The 19,527-nt window shown below is 31.2% G+C and carries 19 protein-coding genes and 1 other annotated feature; of the genes, 2 read left to right on the plus strand and 17 right to left on the minus strand.

Annotated features, from left to right (window positions below; all coding sequences use genetic code 11):
- The 14 genes from bsdE14_RS00005 to bsdE14_RS00070 all read right to left on the minus strand — a co-directional run.
- The coding region (locus tag bsdE14_RS00005; protein WP_264847854.1) for an endolytic transglycosylase MltG at positions 1 to 554 on the minus strand (554 nt) is incomplete at its 3' end.
- 28 nt (positions 555 to 582) lie between these two features.
- Entirely contained in the window at positions 583 to 2,406 is a 1,824-nt protein-coding gene (gene typA, locus bsdE14_RS00010) for a translational GTPase TypA (protein ID WP_264847855.1), read from the minus strand.
- Between the two features lie 230 nt (positions 2,407 to 2,636).
- Positions 2,637 to 4,295, minus strand: coding sequence for a ribonuclease J (locus bsdE14_RS00015; protein WP_264847856.1), 1,659 nt, complete (start codon positions 4,293 to 4,295; stop codon positions 2,637 to 2,639).
- Between the two features lie 35 nt (positions 4,296 to 4,330).
- A complete protein-coding gene (locus bsdE14_RS00020) occupies positions 4,331 to 4,786 on the minus strand; it encodes a Fur family transcriptional regulator (RefSeq protein WP_264847857.1) in 456 nt (151 codons plus the stop codon).
- A gap of 133 nt (positions 4,787 to 4,919) precedes the next feature.
- Positions 4,920 to 5,183: a DUF1292 domain-containing protein gene (locus bsdE14_RS00025; protein ID WP_264847858.1), complete on the minus strand. Its 264-nt coding sequence runs from the start codon at positions 5,181 to 5,183 to the stop codon at positions 4,920 to 4,922.
- A gap of 21 nt (positions 5,184 to 5,204) precedes the next feature.
- The gene (gene ruvX / locus bsdE14_RS00030) at positions 5,205 to 5,627 is read right to left on the minus strand and encodes a Holliday junction resolvase RuvX (protein ID WP_264847859.1); all 423 of its coding nucleotides are present in this window, start codon (positions 5,625 to 5,627) and stop codon (positions 5,205 to 5,207) included.
- A gap of 56 nt (positions 5,628 to 5,683) precedes the next feature.
- Positions 5,684 to 5,938 carry an IreB family regulatory phosphoprotein gene (locus bsdE14_RS00035; protein ID WP_264847860.1) on the minus strand — a complete coding sequence of 85 codons (255 nt, stop codon included), beginning with the start codon at positions 5,936 to 5,938 and terminating at the stop codon, positions 5,684 to 5,686.
- Positions 5,939 to 6,025: 87 nt separating this feature from the next.
- Entirely contained in the window at positions 6,026 to 8,665 is a 2,640-nt protein-coding gene (alaS, locus tag bsdE14_RS00040) for an alanine--tRNA ligase (protein WP_264847861.1), read from the minus strand.
- A gap of 71 nt (positions 8,666 to 8,736) precedes the next feature.
- Positions 8,737 to 8,919 (minus strand) — a binding site (T-box leader).
- 89 nt (positions 8,920 to 9,008) lie between these two features.
- Positions 9,009 to 10,025: an AI-2E family transporter gene (locus bsdE14_RS00045; protein ID WP_264847862.1), complete on the minus strand. Its 1,017-nt coding sequence runs from the start codon at positions 10,023 to 10,025 to the stop codon at positions 9,009 to 9,011.
- Complete coding sequence (locus bsdE14_RS00050) at positions 10,006 to 10,572, minus strand: PRC-barrel domain-containing protein (RefSeq protein ID WP_264847863.1); 567 nt, start codon at positions 10,570 to 10,572, stop codon at positions 10,006 to 10,008. The genes bsdE14_RS00045 and bsdE14_RS00050 overlap by 20 nt, the downstream gene beginning before the upstream one ends.
- Before the next feature lie 45 nt (positions 10,573 to 10,617).
- Positions 10,618 to 11,046 carry a Fe-S cluster assembly scaffold protein NifU gene (gene nifU, locus bsdE14_RS00055; protein ID WP_264847864.1) on the minus strand — a complete coding sequence of 143 codons (429 nt, stop codon included), beginning with the start codon at positions 11,044 to 11,046 and terminating at the stop codon, positions 10,618 to 10,620.
- A 1-nt stretch (position 11,047) separates the two neighbouring features.
- Positions 11,048 to 12,232, minus strand: coding sequence for a cysteine desulfurase NifS (gene nifS / locus bsdE14_RS00060; RefSeq protein WP_264847865.1), 1,185 nt, complete (start codon positions 12,230 to 12,232; stop codon positions 11,048 to 11,050).
- The gene (locus tag bsdE14_RS00065) at positions 12,225 to 12,671 is read right to left on the minus strand and encodes an RrF2 family transcriptional regulator (RefSeq protein WP_264847866.1); all 447 of its coding nucleotides are present in this window, start codon (positions 12,669 to 12,671) and stop codon (positions 12,225 to 12,227) included. The genes nifS and bsdE14_RS00065 overlap by 8 nt, the downstream gene beginning before the upstream one ends.
- Before the next feature lie 130 nt (positions 12,672 to 12,801).
- The gene (locus bsdE14_RS00070) at positions 12,802 to 14,061 is read right to left on the minus strand and encodes a replication-associated recombination protein A (RefSeq protein ID WP_264847867.1); all 1,260 of its coding nucleotides are present in this window, start codon (positions 14,059 to 14,061) and stop codon (positions 12,802 to 12,804) included.
- A 246-nt stretch (positions 14,062 to 14,307) separates the two neighbouring features.
- Here bsdE14_RS00070 and bsdE14_RS00075 point away from each other — a divergent pair, with 246 nt between their 5' ends.
- Positions 14,308 to 15,285, plus strand: coding sequence for a tocopherol cyclase family protein (locus bsdE14_RS00075; protein ID WP_264847868.1), 978 nt, complete (start codon positions 14,308 to 14,310; stop codon positions 15,283 to 15,285).
- Positions 15,286 to 15,351: 66 nt separating this feature from the next.
- On the opposite strand, the gene bsdE14_RS00080 is transcribed toward bsdE14_RS00075, so the two are convergent.
- Entirely contained in the window at positions 15,352 to 16,116 is a 765-nt protein-coding gene (locus bsdE14_RS00080; RefSeq protein ID WP_264847869.1) for a histidinol phosphate phosphatase, read from the minus strand.
- Positions 16,117 to 16,326: 210 nt separating this feature from the next.
- Here bsdE14_RS00080 and bsdE14_RS00085 point away from each other — a divergent pair, with 210 nt between their 5' ends.
- Positions 16,327 to 16,779 carry a hydrogenase maturation protease gene (locus bsdE14_RS00085; RefSeq protein WP_264847870.1) on the plus strand — a complete coding sequence of 151 codons (453 nt, stop codon included), beginning with the start codon at positions 16,327 to 16,329 and terminating at the stop codon, positions 16,777 to 16,779.
- A gap of 71 nt (positions 16,780 to 16,850) precedes the next feature.
- Here the strand turns inward: bsdE14_RS00085 and bsdE14_RS00090 are convergent, their stop codons facing one another.
- Both bsdE14_RS00090 and bsdE14_RS00095 read right to left on the minus strand, forming a co-directional pair.
- Positions 16,851 to 17,825 carry a phosphotransferase family protein gene (locus tag bsdE14_RS00090; protein ID WP_264847871.1) on the minus strand — a complete coding sequence of 325 codons (975 nt, stop codon included), beginning with the start codon at positions 17,823 to 17,825 and terminating at the stop codon, positions 16,851 to 16,853.
- A gap of 308 nt (positions 17,826 to 18,133) precedes the next feature.
- A complete protein-coding gene (locus bsdE14_RS00095) occupies positions 18,134 to 18,847 on the minus strand; it encodes a hypothetical protein (protein ID WP_264847872.1) in 714 nt (237 codons plus the stop codon).
- Positions 18,848 to 19,527 lie beyond the last annotated feature (680 nt).

Consider the following 19,527-nt stretch of genomic DNA (forward strand, 5'->3'; position numbering starts at 1 on the left):
ATAATATCTTTTCCTTGAGTGCCTTTAATTATTTCATAGGTATCCGGAAATAAGTACCCTTCCAAAGTGTAGTTTCTCTTACTATCTTTCTTTACGTAATCCGGAACGGAGTATTCTTTGCAAGCCTCTATAAATACTTCTTTTGATATGATGCCTTTTTCTTCAAGCAAAGCTGCAATATGCACTTCATCATATCCTTCAGGTATAGTTACCTTAATAGCATTTTCATTATACTTTCCGCTATTTAAATCCTTAACAAATTCAGATATAGTTATTTTATTTGATAAGTCATAGCTTCCAGGCTTTATTTTTGTATTTAGATTAAGCCTCTTAATATACCATTTTACAATGTACTGATTCTTTAATAACTTCTGCTCTTCTAATGATGCAATTACCCCATTAAGGGTATCACCACTTTTTACCTTAAACTCTATTCTTTCACTTTTTGTAGTAAAAGGGTGTTTTTCAACACCTTTTACCCACAAATATATACTACCCATTGCAGCTGAAATTAAAAACAAAGATAAAATAAGAATTGAAATTCTTCTTTTCATACCCCGTTACCCCTTAACAATATTTAATCTATAGCTTTCTACTAGCTTTTTTTCTAAGTTCTGTATTTAAAATTCTCTTTCTCATTCTGATAGACTTAGGCGTAACTTCAACAAGCTCATCTGAAGCTATGAACTCAAGGCATTGTTCAAGTGACATTTGAGTTATCGGAGTTAACTTTAATGCATCATCAGATCCTGAAGATCTTGTATTAGAAAGATGTTTTCTTTTGCATACATTAACTTCGATATCATCGTATCTTGAGCATTCTCCAACTATCATTCCTTCATATACTTCAGTTCCAGGTCCTACAAATAGTGTTCCTCTTTCTTGAGCATTAAACAGTCCATAAGTAATTGCATCTCCAGTTTCAAATGCTACTAATGAACCTCTACTTCTTCCAGGTATTTCACCTCTGAACTCTTCATAGTCGTCTAGGACGTGATTCATTATACCGTTACCCTTAGTATCAGTCATAAATTCATTTCTAAATCCTATAAGACCCCTTGATGGTATCTTGAACTCTAATCTTGTATAACCATTTATAGCTGAAGTCATATTAACCATTTCAGCTTTTCTAGGTCCAAGCTTTTCCATAACTACTCCCATGAATTCTTCTGGAACGTCAATAGTTAAATACTCAATTGGCTCAAGTACTTTTCCGTTTTCTTCTTTATATATTACCATTGGCTTAGAAACTTGCATTTCATAGCCTTCTCTTCTCATTGTTTCAATAAGTATAGAAAGGTGCAATTCACCTCTTCCACTTACTTTAAAGCAATCAGCTGAATCAGTTTCTTCAACTCTTAAGCTTACGTTTGTTTCAAGTTCTTTGTTAAGTCTGTCTCTTATGTGTCTTGAAGTTACAAAATCTCCTTCTCTACCTGCAAATGGAGAATTATTAACCATAAAGTTCATGCTTAGAGTTGGCTCATCAATGTCAACAAAAGGAAGTGCTTCTGGACAGCTTGTATCAGCAATAGTTTCACCAATATTGATATCTGGAATTCCTGATATACAAACTATGTCACCAAGCATTGCTTCATCAGTATCAACTTTTCCAAGTCCATCATAAACATAAAGATTTGATATTTTTGCATTTGTAATTGAACCGTCTAATCTAACAACAGACACTTGTTGATTCTTCTTAATTATACCTCTTTGAACTTTTCCTATTGCTATTTTACCTACATATTCATTTGAATCAAGAGTAGTAACTAGCATTTGTAATGGCATATCCTTGTATCCTTCTGGAGCCTTTACATTTTTAATGATAAGATCAAATAGAGGATTCATATCTGTGCTTTCATCATCGGGATCTTTCTTAGCAAATCCGTCTCTAGCAGAACAGTATGCTATTGGAAAGTCAAGCTGCTCATCGTTAGCACCAAGCTCAATAAATAGGTCAAATACTTCATCTATTACTTCAACAGGTCTAGCATCCGGTCTATCTATTTTATTTATAACTACTATTGGTCTAAGGTTTAACTCTAATGCCTTTTTAAGAACAAACTTAGTTTGAGGCATTGGTCCTTCAAAAGCATCAACTACTAGAAGAACACTGTCAACCATTTTAAGTACTCTTTCTACCTCTCCACCAAAATCAGCGTGTCCAGGGGTATCAACTATATTTATCTTAACTCCATTGTGCATTACAGCTGTGTTCTTAGAAAGTATAGTTATTCCTCTTTCTCTTTCAAGGTCATTTGAGTCCATAACTCTTTCCTGTACTTTCTCGTTTGCTCTGAATATATTGCTTTGTCTTAAAAGTGCATCAACCAAAGTAGTCTTACCGTGGTCAACGTGCGCTATTATAGCAATGTTTCTAATATCGTTCCTAGTAAATAATTCCATGTGTATTCCTCCATCATGTTTCATTATTGTTTGAAATATATGTTAATGCGACCTCATAATTAAACTTATTAAAAACAAGGTGTTTATTGAACAAATTTTCTACACGCAAAAATTGGACACTATTAAAAGTATCCAATTTTACATTTAACATTCTTATTCTAATATTTTGTCAGTGAAAAGTCAACTTAAGTAGAATTAATTATAAATTTAGATTATTCTATATTATTATTTTATATTTCCATTATTATCGGCAATATCATTGGCTTTCTCTTAGTTTTTTCATAAAGGAACATTCTTAATGAATCCTTTATATTTGTTTTAATAGTAGCCCATTCTGTAATATGTTTTTCTTCACATTGTCTTAGAGCATCTCTAACAATAATTCTAGCTTCGTCCATAAGATCTTCTGATTCTCTTACATAAACAAAGCCTCTTGAAATTATATCTGGTCCTGCAATAACACTTCCAGTTTCTTTTTCAATAGTAACAACTACTGTAAGTATTCCGTCTTGAGACAAATGTTTTCTATCTCTTAGAACTATATTACCAACATCACCAACACCTAATCCATCTACAAATACCTGTCCAGATACAACTGTTCCACTCTTTTTAATGGAGTCTCTAGTTATTTCAATTACATCTCCATTATCAGCAATTACTATATTATCAGCTGGCATACCTAGCTTTCTAGCAAGCTCATAATGCTGCTTTAAGTGTCTGTATTCCCCGTGTACAGGTAAAAAGAATTTTGGCTTTACAAGAGTATGCATTAACTTTAATTCTTCCTGACAAGCGTGTCCCGATACATGAACGTCTTCAAATATAACCTCAGCGCCTTTTTTAAATAGCTGGTTTATAACTCTTGATACCAATTTTTCATTCCCTGGTATAGGCGTAGCAGAAATAATAACTGTATCTCCTGGAACTATATTTACCTTTTTGTGTTCAGAAGCAGCCATTCTTGATAATGCTGCCATTGGCTCTCCTTGACTTCCTGTTGTTATAATTACAATTTGATCCTCAGCATATCTGTTAATGCTGTCAATATTTATCATTATATCTTTTTCAATATCCAAATACCCAAGCTCTGCTGCAACAGCTACTATATTTTCCATACTTCTTCCTGAAACAGCAATTTTCTTTCCATATTTGCTAGCAGCCCTTATAACTTGCTGTATTCTATGGATATTAGAAGCAAAAGTTGCAACAATAATTCTCCCCTTTGCTTTAGTAAAAAGCTTTTCAAAAGTTTCTCCAACAGTACTTTCAGACATAGTGTATCCTGGTCTTTCTACATTTGTACTGTCAGCCATCATTACAACAACACCTTTTTTACCTAGCTCTGCAAACCTTCCAAAATCAGCTACTACTCCATCTATTGGAGTATAATCAATCTTGAAATCCCCAGTATGAAGAACAATTCCAACTGGTGTATGAATTGCAATTGCTACTGCATCAGCAATACTATGACTAGTTTTTATGAACTCAACTGACATATTATCAAGTTTAGTTATATCCTTTGCCTTCATTACTATAAGTTCAGTAGTACTTAATAATCCATGTTCCTTAAGTTTTGTTTCAACGATTCCAAGTGTTAGTTTTGTGCCATAAACAGGCACATTTAGTTGTTTTAATACATATGGAAGTGCACCAATATGGTCCTCGTGTCCATGCGTTAAAAATATACCTTTAACTCTATCTTTGTTTTTTACAAGATAGCTTACATCCGGAATAACTATATCTATTCCAAACATTTCTTCATCTGGAAACTTTAATCCACAATCTATAACGACAATGTCGTTTTTATATTCTATTGCGGATAAATTCTTTCCAATTTCGTTCAATCCTCCAAGAGGAATAATTTTAATTTTATCTTTTTCCCTTTTCATAGCAACCCTCCTTTTAAAAAAGAAGACATCACTTACTACGAACTGCTTTTACATTCATTGCAAATTCCAAAAAACTTTACACTATGATTTTTTATTTCAAAATCATATTTTGTTTCAATATCGTGCTCTAAAGTTTCAAGCAGGTCACCTTGAACTTCGATAACCCTTCCACAACTATTGCAAATCAAATGATGGTGTTGATGGTTTTCATCCTGTCTTACCAATTCATATCTATTGCATCCATCACTAAGATCTAACTTGCATATAACTCTCATTTCTTCGAGAAGCTGCACTGTTCTATAAACAGTTGCAAGACCGATTTCTGGGCATTCTACTTTTACAAGATCATATATCTCTTCAGTAGTTAAGTGATTACCTTCGTTTTTAATTATTATATCTACTATAGCTCTCCTTTGAGGAGTAAGCTTATAACCCTTTTGTTTTAAATCATTTTTCAATTTTTCTATTTCGCTAGGAGATAAATTTGACATTATAATACCCCGCTTCACAATTTGCTAAATTATAGCATTCTTACTATAAACAGATATATGCACTATAATAATACTATAGCAGCATTTTGTCAATTGATAATCGTTAGTAAATAGAAAATATGATAATTCCTTATTAGTTTAATTCATTGTCTGAAAACAAGGTTTCATAAGCTTCTGCTACCATTTCGAACTCTTCATCGTCGTCTACTGTTGCTAAAACATCGTTGCCATTCTCATCTTGATCAATTCTAAGTGCAATAGCATCAACATCTTCCTCATCCATTGGAACTACAATAACATATTCCCTATCTTCAATATCAAGCTTAGTGATAACCTCAAATTCGATTTCTTCACCGTTCTCGTCTGTTAAAATTATTGTGCTTACATCGTTTTCCATTCTTTTCTCTCCTTTTTTTATTTATAATTTTTTATTACTTAAACTATCTAAATAACCTTGTAATATGTATGTAGCGGCAATCTTATCTACTATCTTTTTTCTTTTTGCTCTAGACAAATCTGCCTCAAGCATTGCTCTATGAGCAGCCACCGTAGTAAGTCTCTCATCCCACATTCTTATTTCAAGATTAGTATATTCCTTTATTAATTCGCAAAATTTTAATATCTTCTCTCCTGATGGTCCAATTGTACCATTCATATTTTTAGGCAGCCCAACAACTATTGATTCAACAGAGTACTCCTTACATATTTTATTTATTTCCTCTAAATCTTTGTTTTTTCCTACCCTTTTTATTGTAGTTATTCCTTGTGCAGTAAATCCTAAAGGATCACAAACTGCAACTCCTATAGTCTTTTCACCTACATCCAATCCCAATATTCGCATACTTCTCTCCTCATATTATGCATAAAGTTAAAATAAAAATGCCCATAAGGGCACTTTTATTTTATACCTAGATAGGATTTCAAAACTTCCTCAAGTATCTCATCTCTTTCTAGCTTTCTTACCAAAGCTCTTGCACCATTATAATTGGTAATATAAGTAGGGTCTCCCGAAATTAAATACCCTACAAGTTGATTTACTGGATTATATCCTTTTTTCATAAGGGAATTATAGACCTCAGTCAAAATTTCCTTAGTCAAATCCTTTTTATCTTTAGCTAAATCAAATTGCATTGTATTATCATTATTCCCCATTGCTCTTTCACCCCTTTTTTATCATCCATTTACGGATAAAAGGTTTATTTATACATATATTATAAGTTATTTTTACTAAAAAGTATACTATTTAACCAAGTCTTTAACTATAATATTCACTTGATTAATAGCATCTTGTAGCTTTTCTGGGTTTTTTCCTCCTGCTTGAGCCATGTCTGGTCTTCCTCCACCACCACCGCCAGCAATAGTTGCAATCTCCTTTATGATCTTACCACAGTGTATTCCTTTTGAAACTGCATTTTTTGACGCCATTGCTACAAACTGCACCTTATCATTGCTGCTGCTCCCAAGTACAACTAACCCATCTGAAATCTTATCTCTCAGTTTATCAGCAAGATTCCTTAAGGAATCTCCATCGATTTCTTCTAGTGCTGCTGCAACTAACTTGATTCCATTAACTTCTTTTGCAGTACTAAGTATATCCTCTTCAATGGAGCCTGTTAATTTTGATTTTAACTCAGCAATTTCCTTGTCTTTTTCCTTTAGCTCAGATGACTGAGAATGAAGTTTATTAATAATATTTTTTTCTGTGCATTTAAGAGTTTCAGCAACTTCCTTTAGAAGGTTACCCTTATATTCAACAAATCTTATTGCATTAAATCCAGTAACTGCTTCTATTCTTCTTATTCCTGCTGCTACTCCAGCTTCAGAAGTTATTTTAAACAAACCTATTTCTCCTGAATTAAATACGTGAGTTCCTCCACATAGTTCCTTACTGAATTCTCCTACAGATACTACTCTTACGCTATCGCCATACTTTTCATCAAATAGAGCAACTGCGCCACTTTGCTTTGCTTCATCGATTGACATTACATCAGTATCAACGCTGTATACTGTCATTATATTTTCGTTAACTATATTTTCAACTCTAGTTATCTCTTCCTCAGATAGAGCACTAAAATGAGTGAAGTCAAATCTTAACTTATCTTCATCAACATAAGAACCAGATTGATGAACATGACTTCCAAGTACTAGCTTTAAAGCAGATTGAAGCATATGAGTAGCAGTATGGTTTTTGCGTATGTTGTTCCTTCTAGCTTTATCCACTTCAAAAGTAGCTTGTGTATCAACGCCCACAGTTCCTTCGAGAACATTTACGAAATGAAGTACTTTTCCTGCTATGCTTTTCTTACAATCTAAAACCTGAGCTTTAAAATTAGAGTTGTATATTAATCCTTTGTCTCCAACTTGGCCTCCCATTTCAGCATAGAAAGTTGTTTGCTCAGAAACAATTATACCTGAAGAACCAGCTTCTAAGTTTGATACAAACTCATTATCTTTAATCAATAGAAGAATTTTAGAATCACACTTGGTTTCACCATAACCTACAAAAGTAGTATTTACATCTGCAGGTATCTTATTCAATATACCATCATCGCTTCCCATGTAATTTGAATCTTCTCTTGCAGCTCTAGCTCTTTCCCTTTGTGACTGCATCTCTCTGTTAAAACCTTCTAAATCAACACTTATTCCCTTCTCTTCAAGTATTTCTTCAGTTAATTCATATGGAAAACCATAAGTATCATATAACTTAAAGGCCTTATCCCCAGAAAGCACTTTTATTCCTTCATTTTCAAGCTCATCAGTGTAATCCCTTAATATTTGCATTCCCCCATCTATAGTTTCTGCAAATCTTTCTTCTTCTAATTGAATAACCTTCTTTAAATATTCCTCTTTTTCCTTTAGTTCTGGATAAGCTCCTCCAAAATTATCTATAACAACCTCACACAATTTTGTTAGGAAGGTTCCTTCAATACCAAGAAGTTTTCCATGTCTAGCAGCCCTTCTTAAAAGTCTTCTTAATACGTATCCTCTACCTTCATTAGAAGGAAGTACCCCATCACTAATCATAAAGGTAACGCTTCTAGCATGATCAGTAATTATTCTAATTGATACATCAGTTTTGCTATTCTCATTATATTTTGCACCTGAAATTTCACAAACCTTAAGTAGTATGTTTTTGATAGCGTCAACTTCAAAAATGTTATCAACACCCTGCATTATTGTTGAAATTCTTTCAAGTCCCATACCAGTATCAATATTTGGATTTGCCAATCTATTATATACTCCATTTTCGTCCTTATCAAACTGAGTAAATACCAAATTCCAAAACTCTACTATTCTGTCTTCATCAGCAGCTTTAATAAATTCTTCAACAGTAGTAACCTTTCCAGTTCCCCTATCATAGTGAATCTCTGAGCATGGCCCACAAGGTCCCTGACCTATTTCCCAGAAATTATCATCCTTTCCAAGTCTAAATATTCTTGATGGATCTATGTCTGTTTTACTAGTCCATATATCGTAAGCTTCATCATCTTCCAAATAAATTGTTGCATATAGTTTATCCTTAGGAATGCCTAATACCACAGTAACAAATTCCCAAGCCCATGGAATAATTTCATTCTTAAAATAATCTCCAAATGAAAAGTTACCGAGCATTTCAAAGAAAGTACCGTGTCTTGATGTTTTTCCAACATTCTCAATGTCCCCTGTTCTAATACACTTTTGACAGGTAGTTACCCTTTTGCTAGGTGGAGTTTGAAGTCCTGTAAAATATGGCTTTAAAGGTGCCATACCTGCATTTATAAGAAGTAAGCTCTTGTCATTCTTTGGAACCAAAGAAAAACTAGGCATTCTTAAATGATCTTTACTTTCGAAAAATTCTAAATAGGCTTCTCTTATTTCGTTTAAACCCATCTTTTTCATATTAAATTACCTCCTGAAATATTAATATATTCATTTTTAAAATAAACAATAAAAAAAACCTTCAAATCCCTAAAAGGGACGAAAGTTTATTCCGCGGTACCACCCTAATTATACAGTATTAAAAAAATTAATTTCTGTATCACTTAATTTGCCTGACTCCGAGACAGCTTCTAATTATCTATCAAGAAGTTTCCACCAGCCACTTCCTCTCTAAATGAATCAATAACTATACTCCTTCTCATCATTGCCGCATATTGATTTATAAAGATTATAAATTAAAAAACTATTTATGTCAATATTGGTTGTATACCCATGCGATAGATAATATTGTAAATGACCAAGTTTAAAATAAATAGTAGTTTAAATCCTCGTATATTATTTTAATAATTACTCCTATAGGAACCGCTAATACCATTCCAATAAATCCACCTATCTTGCCTCCAATAATAAGTATAATAATAACTAATAGGGGGTGCATACTTACGCTATCTCCTGTAATTTTTGGTGATATTATGTCACCTTCTATCTGCTGAATAAAATATAAACATATTGAAGCGTAAATTGCAGTTTTTGGAGAAATTAGAAGTGCCATAAAAACTGCCGGAAGTGCTCCAAAAAGCGGTCCAAAATAAGGAATTATATTAAAAGCAGCATTTAATATGGATAATATTATCGGAAAATCAACTTTTAAAAAAATCAATATAAAAAATGTAAGTATTCCAATTAAAAGACAAAGTAAAAATTGGCTTATAATATATCTTCCCATAATCTTATCTATATGGCATAGTATTTTTTTTATTATACTCCTGCTCTTACATGGAAAAACTACAATTAGTCTATTAAATATAATATCACTATCTGCAAGAAAGTAGTAAACCACAATAGGAATTACTGCGAGAGATATAAGATTCTCCCCTATAGAAAAAGCATTATCCAGAAACTTATTTAGCATAGAAACAAATTGTACATTTACTTTTTCATATATATTTTCTAGAATCACAAATAGAGTTTTATTATTTTTCAAAGGTTTTAACTTATTGTAAAACTCATTAAAATAATGCTCAAGTTTTATAAATGAATTATTTACATTTAAGCTCTCTCTAAAAATAGATGGAATTATAACTATCAAAATTAAAACAGCGCATAACACAAAGACTATGAGAAGCAAAGCCGCAGCAATTCTCTGGTTAATTCCCCTTTTAATTAATAGCTTTTGTAGGGGTTTAATTGTATACGCTATAATAAAAGACATAAAAATAAGATATAGTACTTCCTTAACTATAGTACTTTTATAAATCACAATACCACATGTGAAAAATATAGCTATCAATATTATATACTTAATGATTTTCTTTTTCATTGCAATCAACTTCCATCAATAATCTATGTGGTACGCTAGAGAATTCCATATTTGATACAGGATTAATTTTAAGTATACCTTCTTCTCCAAGTAATAATTCCTTCATGAGAAAAACCTTTTTTCCAGAAATTAAATTTTGTAGAAGCCCTGTAGATACTATTATTGCCTTTATTTCAAAGCTTGCTTTATCAAATAATATATCCTCTAACATTCCGAGTACAGCAGCATCTCTATCAATAATGTCAATGTTTTTTATGTCAGAAAATTTAAGTACTTTGTTTTCACAAGTTTTTTTTACTACCATGATATTACTGTAGGAAATGATATCCTCAACATAAACATTTACAGTGTTTTTAAAAAACTTATATGATGAAACAATAAACCCTTCAACTTCTGCACTATTAAAATTGATGATTATATCCTTGACAAATCCTATTTTCTTTCCTTTTATATCAACTACATCCATTAAGATAAAATCCTTGCTTCTATACATACTATTCATCTCATTATTTATATATTTAGTAACAATTAAGATTATCTTTTCCAAAACATAAAAAAATATAACCCTTTTAGGGTTATATTTCATAAAATATTATTCTCCGTGTACTTGATCATGTATATCATCGTGTTCTTCATAATCCCATGGTTCTAAACCTTGAGATATTCTGTATTCATTAATTGCTTTATGGATTGCTTCTTCAGCTAAAACTGAACAGTGCATTTTAACTGGTGGAAGACCATCTAACGCTTCTGCAACAGCCTTGTTTGTTAATTCCCAAGCTTCTTCAAGAGACTTGCCAATAATAAGCTCTGTAGCCATACTTGAGGAAGCTATGGCAGAACCACAACCAAAAGTTTTAAACTTTGCATCTTTAATTATATTATCTTCAACTTTTAAGTATATTTTCATTATATCTCCGCATTTAGCATTACCTACTTCACCAATGCCATTTGCATCTTCTATTTCTCCTACATTTCTAGGATTCATGAAATGATCCATAACCTTTTCGCTATATTGCATGTTATTTATCCCCTTTCTTAATAAAGTCATCCCATAGAGGTGACATATCTCTAAGTCTAGAAACTACTTTTTCAACTGTTTCAATAACATAATCTACATCTTCCACAGTTGTTCCGTCTCCCATACTAAGCCTTAAAGAACCATGAGCTATTTCATGAGGAAGTCCTATAGCTAAAAGTACATGTGAGGGATCTAACGAACCAGATGTGCAAGCACTACCACTTGAAGCACATATTCCCATATGATCCAATAACAATAATATAGCTTCTCCTTCTATAAATCTAAAGCAGATATTTGCATTACCTGGTAATCTTTTTTCACCTACGGGTCCATTTAATCTTGAATAAGGAATTTTTAAAAGCCCTTCTATGAGTCTATCTCTTAGCTCTGTAAGCTTCTTTGAATGAGCTTCCATATTTTCCGAAGCAAGCTCTATTGCTTTTCCAAGTCCAACTATTCCAGCTACATTTTCAGTACCAGCTCTTTTAGATCTTTCCTGACCGCCACCATGTACAAGATTATCTATTTTTACACCCTTTTTAATATAAAGAGCACCTGTACCTTTAGGTCCATAAATCTTGTGAGCAGCCATAGATAACAAGTCAATGTTCATTTCTTTTACATCAATATTTACATTTCCAACTGCTTGCACTGCATCTGTGTGAAATAAAACCTTTTTTTCTCTACATAGTTTTCCTATTTCGTTTATAGGCTGGATTGTTCCTATTTCATTATTAGCAAACATAATTGAAACTAAAATAGTTTTATCAGATATTGCTTTTTCTAAATCCTCTATTTTTATAAATCCATACTCGTCTACTGGTAAATATGTAATTTCAAATCCATTTTTTTCAAGATATTCACAAGCATGAAGTATGGCATGATGTTCTATTGTTGTAGTAATAATATGATTTCCTTTATTCTTGTGTGCAAATGCTATTCCCTTTAATGCCCAGTTATCTGCTTCAGATCCACCGCCAGTAAAGTATATTTCGTTACTATCTGCATTTATAGCTTTTGCTACTCTATCCCTTGCCTTATCTATTGCCTTTTTTGTTTCTCTTGATAATGAGTAAATTGAGGATGGATTTCCAAAATGCTCTGTAAAATAAGGAATCATCTCATCAAGAACCTCTGGCTTAACGTAAGTGGTAGCAGCATAATCCATGTATATTGGTTTATTCATGCTTTTTCTCTCCTTCGCTATTGGTAATTTTCATGTTATAATAATCATCCACTATATCCTTTAGGGTTGTGGATTTTGTAACACTATCAATGCTTTCTTTTATTTTTGCCCATAAAAGTCTTGTTGCACAACAATCAACGTTGTTACAGCTCTTGTCATCAATGCATGTAGAAATTTCTACGGGGCCTTCCAATACTTCCATTAATTCATATATAGTTATTTCTTCAGGCTTTCTATTTAATACATATCCTCCTTGAGCACCTCTAACACTTTTTATAAGATTTGCTCTTCTTAATGGAGAAAATAGCTGTTCTAAATAGTATTCTGATATGTTCTGCCTTTCTGAAATACATTTTATAGACACAGGATCCATACCATAGTGAATAGCCAAATCCACCATTGCTTTAATTCCATATCTTCCTTTGGTAGATAGCTTCATATAATCACCCTTTCAATGTTGAGTGTTTTACTATGTTTTCAAATTTATAATATCAAATCAGAGTATTATTGTCAACAATTTCAAAACCAATATTTATGTAAATAGCAAAACCAGCTCATACTAATTTTTTTTAATCTTCATTATAATAAGTCTTCTTTCCCATTTCTTTAGGAAAATATTCTTGCTCTACAAAGTGTCCTGGGTAGTCATGTGGGTATTTGTATCCAACATTTCCTAAGGCCTGTGCTCCTTTATAGTGGGTGTCTCTTAAATGTGGAGGTACTCTGTATTGATTATACTTTGCATCCTCAATTGCTTTAAATACTGCAGTACAAACTGAATTGGATTTTGGAGCTTTTGCAAGATAAATTATAGCTTGGGCAATTGGTATTGAAGCTTCTGGCATACCCACCATCATAAGGGCATTACTTGCTGCCTGAGCAATAAGCATTGCGTTAGGGTCTGCCATTCCAATATCCTCTGAAGCATGAACAATAAGCCTTCTAACTATAAATTTAGGATCTTCACCACCAGCAACCATTCTTCCAAACCAGTATAAAGCTGCATCAGCGTTTGAACCTCGTATACTTTTAATAAAAGCAGAAATAATATCGTAATGATTATCCCCTGTTGCATCATAATTTACAGCTGGCTTTTGAAGAGCTTCCAATACCCTTTCTTTTTCTATAATAATAATACCCTCACTATTCTTATGGGTTGAAAGTACTGCTAGTTCTAGAGCATTTATTGCAGTTCTAGCATCGCCACCGCATAATTCAGCTATACATTGAAGTGCTGCTTTTTCTATATTAATTTTTAATCCACCATAACCTCTTTCACTATCCTTTAATATATTCTCAAGTATGAGAACTATATCATTTTCTGTTAAAGGTTCCATTTGAAATACTTTTGCTCTGCTTAAAATTGCACCATTTAAATCAAAGTATGGATTTTCTGTGGTTGCACCTATTAGTATTATAATACCTTTTTCCATGGCATCTAGCAGAGAATCCTGTTGAGCACCTTTTTTCAAAGCATGTATTTCATCTATAAAGAATATAGATTTCTTACCATAAAATTTTAAATTATCTTCTGCTTTTTCTATATATTCTCTAATCTCTTTTACACCAATAGAAGTTGCATTTAATTTTACAAATTCACACTTCGTTTCTTTTGATATTATAGATGCTAAAGTTGTCTTTCCAACTCCAGGAGGTCCATAGAGAATTATTGATGTTAAGCTATCATTTTCAATCAGTCTTCTAAGGAGTTTTCCCTTACCAACTATATGTTTTTGACCATAAAATTCATCTAAATTTCTTGGTCTCATCCTTTCAGCAAGAGGCTTATTACCAGAACTTTTATTCATAGCCATAGTAAATAAATCCATTTAATCACCTTCTTTTTGACCTTTTACACTCTACTTAATTAAACTTGGCTTATTAAAATGTATTTTTCATGCTATAAATCAGGTCGACTTAGTTAAAACTATTATAGCATTTAATTTTAAACTTTGCTTAATGTCCATTATATAATACTTTTAGAAACTTTATAAGGTCTTTTTATTCACTACTAGCGTGAGATTCCCAAAGGCTGCACTGAAAATAAAGAATTTGTGAAAGGTGAATACTATAAAATGAAAGCATTAATAAATCCTGATTCTTACCATGGAAATAATAAAAGAATAAACTTTTTTGAGGGCTGGTATTTTAAACTAGTAGATTCTTCTAAAAAAAACGTTTATGCATTTATTCCAGGAATATTTTTAGGCAAAAATACGTCACAATCCCACAGCTTTATTCAAATTCTAACCGCTTCTACTGCTTCCTATAACTATTTAAAATACTCTACTGTAAATTTTAAAAGTTCAAAAAATGAGTTAGAAACAAGTGTGGGAGAGAATAGCTTTTCCTTAAATGGATTGTCGTTAAATATCAAAGACATAAATCTTAATATAAGTGGTAATATAACTTTTAAAAATGTATTAAAATGGCCTGATTCCTTGATTAACCCCGGAAGTATGGGCTATTACAATTATCTAAAGTTCATGCAGTGCTTTAGTCAAGTATGTGCAATTGATATGGATTTATCGGGAGCTTTGAATATCAATGGCCAATGTATTGATTTTAATGGTGGAAAAGGTTATATCGAAAAAAATTGGGGAAAGTCCTTCCCTCATTCTTGGATATGGGTTCAATGCAATAATTTTAATAATACTAGGGCTGCACTCAGCTGCTCAATAGGTCATATTCCATTTCTTTTCGGAAGCTTTAGAGGCTTTCTTATTGGTTTTAGGGTAAATGATAGTTTCATAAAATTTACTACTTTAAATAGAAGCATACTTAATATATCAAGAAAAAATAATGATGTATTAATTCAGGTTGAAAACAATGAATATAAGCTTAAAATTGAAACATATACGAATAAAAGGGATTTTATACTCTGTAACGGTCCTAGAGATGATAAAATGATTCCTTTAGTTGAAGAAAATTTGCTTGCCAATATTGTAGTAGAACTAATAGACAAAAAAACTAACCGCCCAGTACTTATAGATAATGGCAGCTGTGCGGGAATAGAATATGGTGGCGATCAAATGTGGATTATCAATAAATAATAGAACTAAGGCTGCAGATTATATATACTTACTTGTTATATACCCTGCAGCCTATTTTATATATATTTACATATATTCTGCTTTTCTATTTCTAAAATATACTGGCTTAAGTTCACATACTTCCGCAAGCTTTAGAGCTACATTAAGGTTTTTACCTATATCATTCATGTTATGAGCATCGGAACCAATTGTAACGTTTAATCCCCCAAGTTCTCTATATCTTTTGTAAATTTCAATAAGGTTATCTACTGAACCTTTGTCAGCAAGTCTTTTAGTATTAAGTTCCAAAACGATGCCGCTATTGATTACCATTTTAAGCACTTCATCTATCAAATCACTATATTCATTATAATAAAGCTCTTTATCTTCATATCTTGCATATCTAGCAATATAGTCTATGTGACCTAGACTGTCTATAAAAGTATGATTTTTTATATTCTTGAGCATGCATTGAAAATATTCTGTATATACTTGATTTTTAGTACGTCCATTATATAGTTTCTCATAATATAAATCAGTATTATTAATCATGTGAATTGAACCAATTATATAATCAAAAGGATACCTTTCAGCTACTTCTTTGTTATCTGAAATACAATCATCTTTCATTCCAAGTTCAACACCTAAAAGAAATTTATCCCCTCTATATCTATTATAAGTTTTAAAATAATCATCTATATCAAAAATAAATTCACCTGGTCTTGGAAAATTAAAATCTATATGTTCAGTTATAATACACCCTATATTTAATTCTTCTGATTTTGCTAAAATTTCTTCTACTCTCATCCTGCTATCTGTAGAAAAATTAGCATGCATATGACAGTCAAACATATTACTACCTCCTGTTGTTTCATCCTCAATAAAAATTTAAATCACAAAAATATACATATGGATTTATAATTATTCATAAATTTAAATAATTTTGCATAGACAAGTTAACTTTATAGTCCCTGCTTCATATAATTACTATATGTAATTATAAGCTAAAACCAGTAAAAATACAAAAGTAACAAATTATTTTTGATGGGGGGTTGGCAAATTATGAAAACTAAAGTAATAGCTATTGGGAATCCTATTATGAGTGATGAAGGCATAGCTATAAAGGTTGCAGAAAACTTAAAATCAATTCTAAGAAAAAATAACATAGAGGTTATAATGGGAGAAACTGATGTGGATTACTGCTTTGACAACATCAAAAAAGATGATTTTTTATTTATTATCGATGCAACCTATTATGGTATCATACCTGGTTCGCTTACACTGATACCTCTTGAAAAATCTATTCCTTACCTTAGTGACACTTACTCACAACACGAACTAAGCCTCATAAATGTACTAAAGAAAAATGGGAATGTGCCTCCAGGCTATATAATAGGTATAGAAGTTGATGAAATAAAATTCGATTGCAATTTAAGCTCCTCACTGACAAAAAAATTTGATAAGATATGCAGTAAAGTTCAACATATTATCGTAAATAATTCTCCCAATGCATAAAAATAAGAGGACTGTATGTCCTCTTCATACTATTTTGCTCAATGATTTAAAAATCACATAGTATTTTATTATTAAATAAATTCTTTTATTAAATTAACTTCGTCTAATGCCCACCTTTTTGTAATTCCATAGTCATTTTTATTATTAGATTGAACCTTATGTACATAAGAAACCATAAAACTTAATATCATAGAATATGCTCTCCTTCGCAATTTTCCTTCAAAAGTCATATCCAATTCTTTTCCATATCCATTTATAAATATTGCATCATTGGACCAAAGAACATACTCATATTCACTATCAGCAAACATAGCACGATCTGCATCAATAATAGCTACAATCTTCCAACTTCCATCAACTTTATTTACTATAATATTTGGATCCCATAAATCATTATGAACTAAACTAGGCTTAACACTAATATCAAAAAGTTCTATATGCTTGCTAAAAAAACTATCGAAAACTTTAATATCACTATGATCAAAAACATTATTTCTTGCTGTCTTTTCTGAGATTTCTTGCGCCAATTCACTTATAATATCAGCCCATTTATTTGAACCCCTTATATTACCTTCTGGAGTAATCCATCCAAAGGTGTTGGATTTTATATTATGTATTTTGGCAGTATATGCTCCTAACTCTTCTTTTATCTTATTTCTAGCCTCTCTTGGAAAAGAAGGATGACTCAATGATATGCCTTCAATATATTCCATAACGATATAATCTCTATTTATTATCTCATGTGTAATATCACACTTTAAAACTTTTGGAGTAGGAATCCCATTACTCTCTAATAGTCTATATATAACTGGCTCAGACTTCATCATACTTTTTTCGTAATTTAAAAGTAGTTCCTCTCTAATAGGAGCAACTCTAAGTACTAGCTTTTTTGTAGGATTTAAAGTTTTTATTACATAAGTTGTGTTAAATAATCCGCCTTTTAAAAAATCATAACTATCCACTAAGGTATCATTTTCAAAACTCTTTTTCATAATGAGTTCAATATCTTTTAATTCTAGCTCTTGATAAATTCTTGATTTACTCAATTTATGTACATCTCTCCTTCTTATAATCCTTTCACCCATCCTACACTAAAAAATATATTTACTATTAAAAATTAACCAATAATTTAGCTCTAATTATTATTCTAATTAACTTTAGTTTATAATTGTATTGTAATTTTCATATATTCTATGAATTAATTACAGTAACTAATTTATTTTCTGAGTAAACCTTATCATTAAGCAACTGGCCATTATAGATGTACATTAAAATTGCTGATACTTTATATGTCAGCAACATCGAACTGGTTGTGATTATTTCATTAAAACTTTTCGACACAGATTAAGATATATTATTTCTTCTTCCTAAACTTCTTCGTCACAAATTTCCCTACTTTATATATACTTGCAAAAGTATCAACAATGGAAGGGACATTAATTTCAACATTCCAATTACCATTATTTTGCTGAGAAATAGGTCTTATTAGTTCTTTAGGTTGTTCTTTCTGTACTGTTGCCGCTACTTCATTATTTATAATTTCTTTCTTATTCTTGATTTCTATTTCTTTTTCAATATCCTCCAATACCTGCAATTTTATATTATTTATTATTGATAACTTCTTTTCTATTTTCGTATACCTATCACCAGTAAGTTTCATTAAATATAAGATAATTAACAAAAAACTTAATAACTTAATTAATATTATCACTTGCCCAGATAGATAACTAGATATATTTTGAATCTTTGTATCATTAAATACTCCTATTTTATCAATAAATAATACACATAATGCTGAAAGCATTCCTATGAATAAACTTGTAACATTCTTTGAATAATTAGTGCTATATTTACCAATTGAAGCTTCAAGTCTAATTCTTTCAGCTTGAATAGATATTTCTTTTCTATCTAGTTTATCTTTATAAAATTTTCTAATTTCATCAATGAGTTTAACAATATTATCATGGTCATATTTTTCAGTTGTATTTAACTTTGTTTCACTAAATAAACTTAAGCACTCTTTATATAAATTTTCATCGTTATTATTCTTTTTCTTAACCCAAAGCATAAAAAATCACCTCAATATAACCATATTCTACATATTAAGGTAAATTCCTTTAAATAATATTGATACTTAAAATGGATATTGCAATTAAAGTATCAGTTTGTCCAACTGGTAATGTTAAAGATGATTTATTTAAGAAAATTCCTGTTGTTAAAATCGCAGATGGGTCATGTGGAATCAATATCTATATTGTCTATAGAGAAATCTGAAATATCATTACAAGATATAGTTACTGTATGTACCACATATAATAAACCAATTTTCTCATAAACCAAACATTTAAATCCTCCATTAAGATTCTAGGTGTAGTTTTCAGATACACCATCTATGGTTACATTTTTTACACCTTTATAACCACCATAAGTGATTATCCTTAATTTTGATCCTTTAAAAGAAAACTTACAAGATGAATTACTTGTATTGGCTATCCAATGGCAATGGCCATATGAATATGAAGAATCATAACAAATGGGAAGATTTGTATAAATCAATCTTGAATCATTATCATCATATCTTTGTCACCCTTTTTCTGGATGTAATAATTGATTTCCAACTTTTACACCGTTTTCAGCTGTATTATTCAAATTAGCTGTTTCTATTTCTGGAGCTGTTTCTGCCTTTACATTTTAACTCCATGAACACCAACGAAAATTTCTGTAACTAAATTCATGCAACTAAATACT

It is taken from the genome of Clostridium omnivorum (assembly GCF_026012015.1).
In the GTDB taxonomy this organism is placed as follows: Bacteria; Bacillota; Clostridia; order Clostridiales; family Clostridiaceae; genus Clostridium_AX; species Clostridium_AX omnivorum.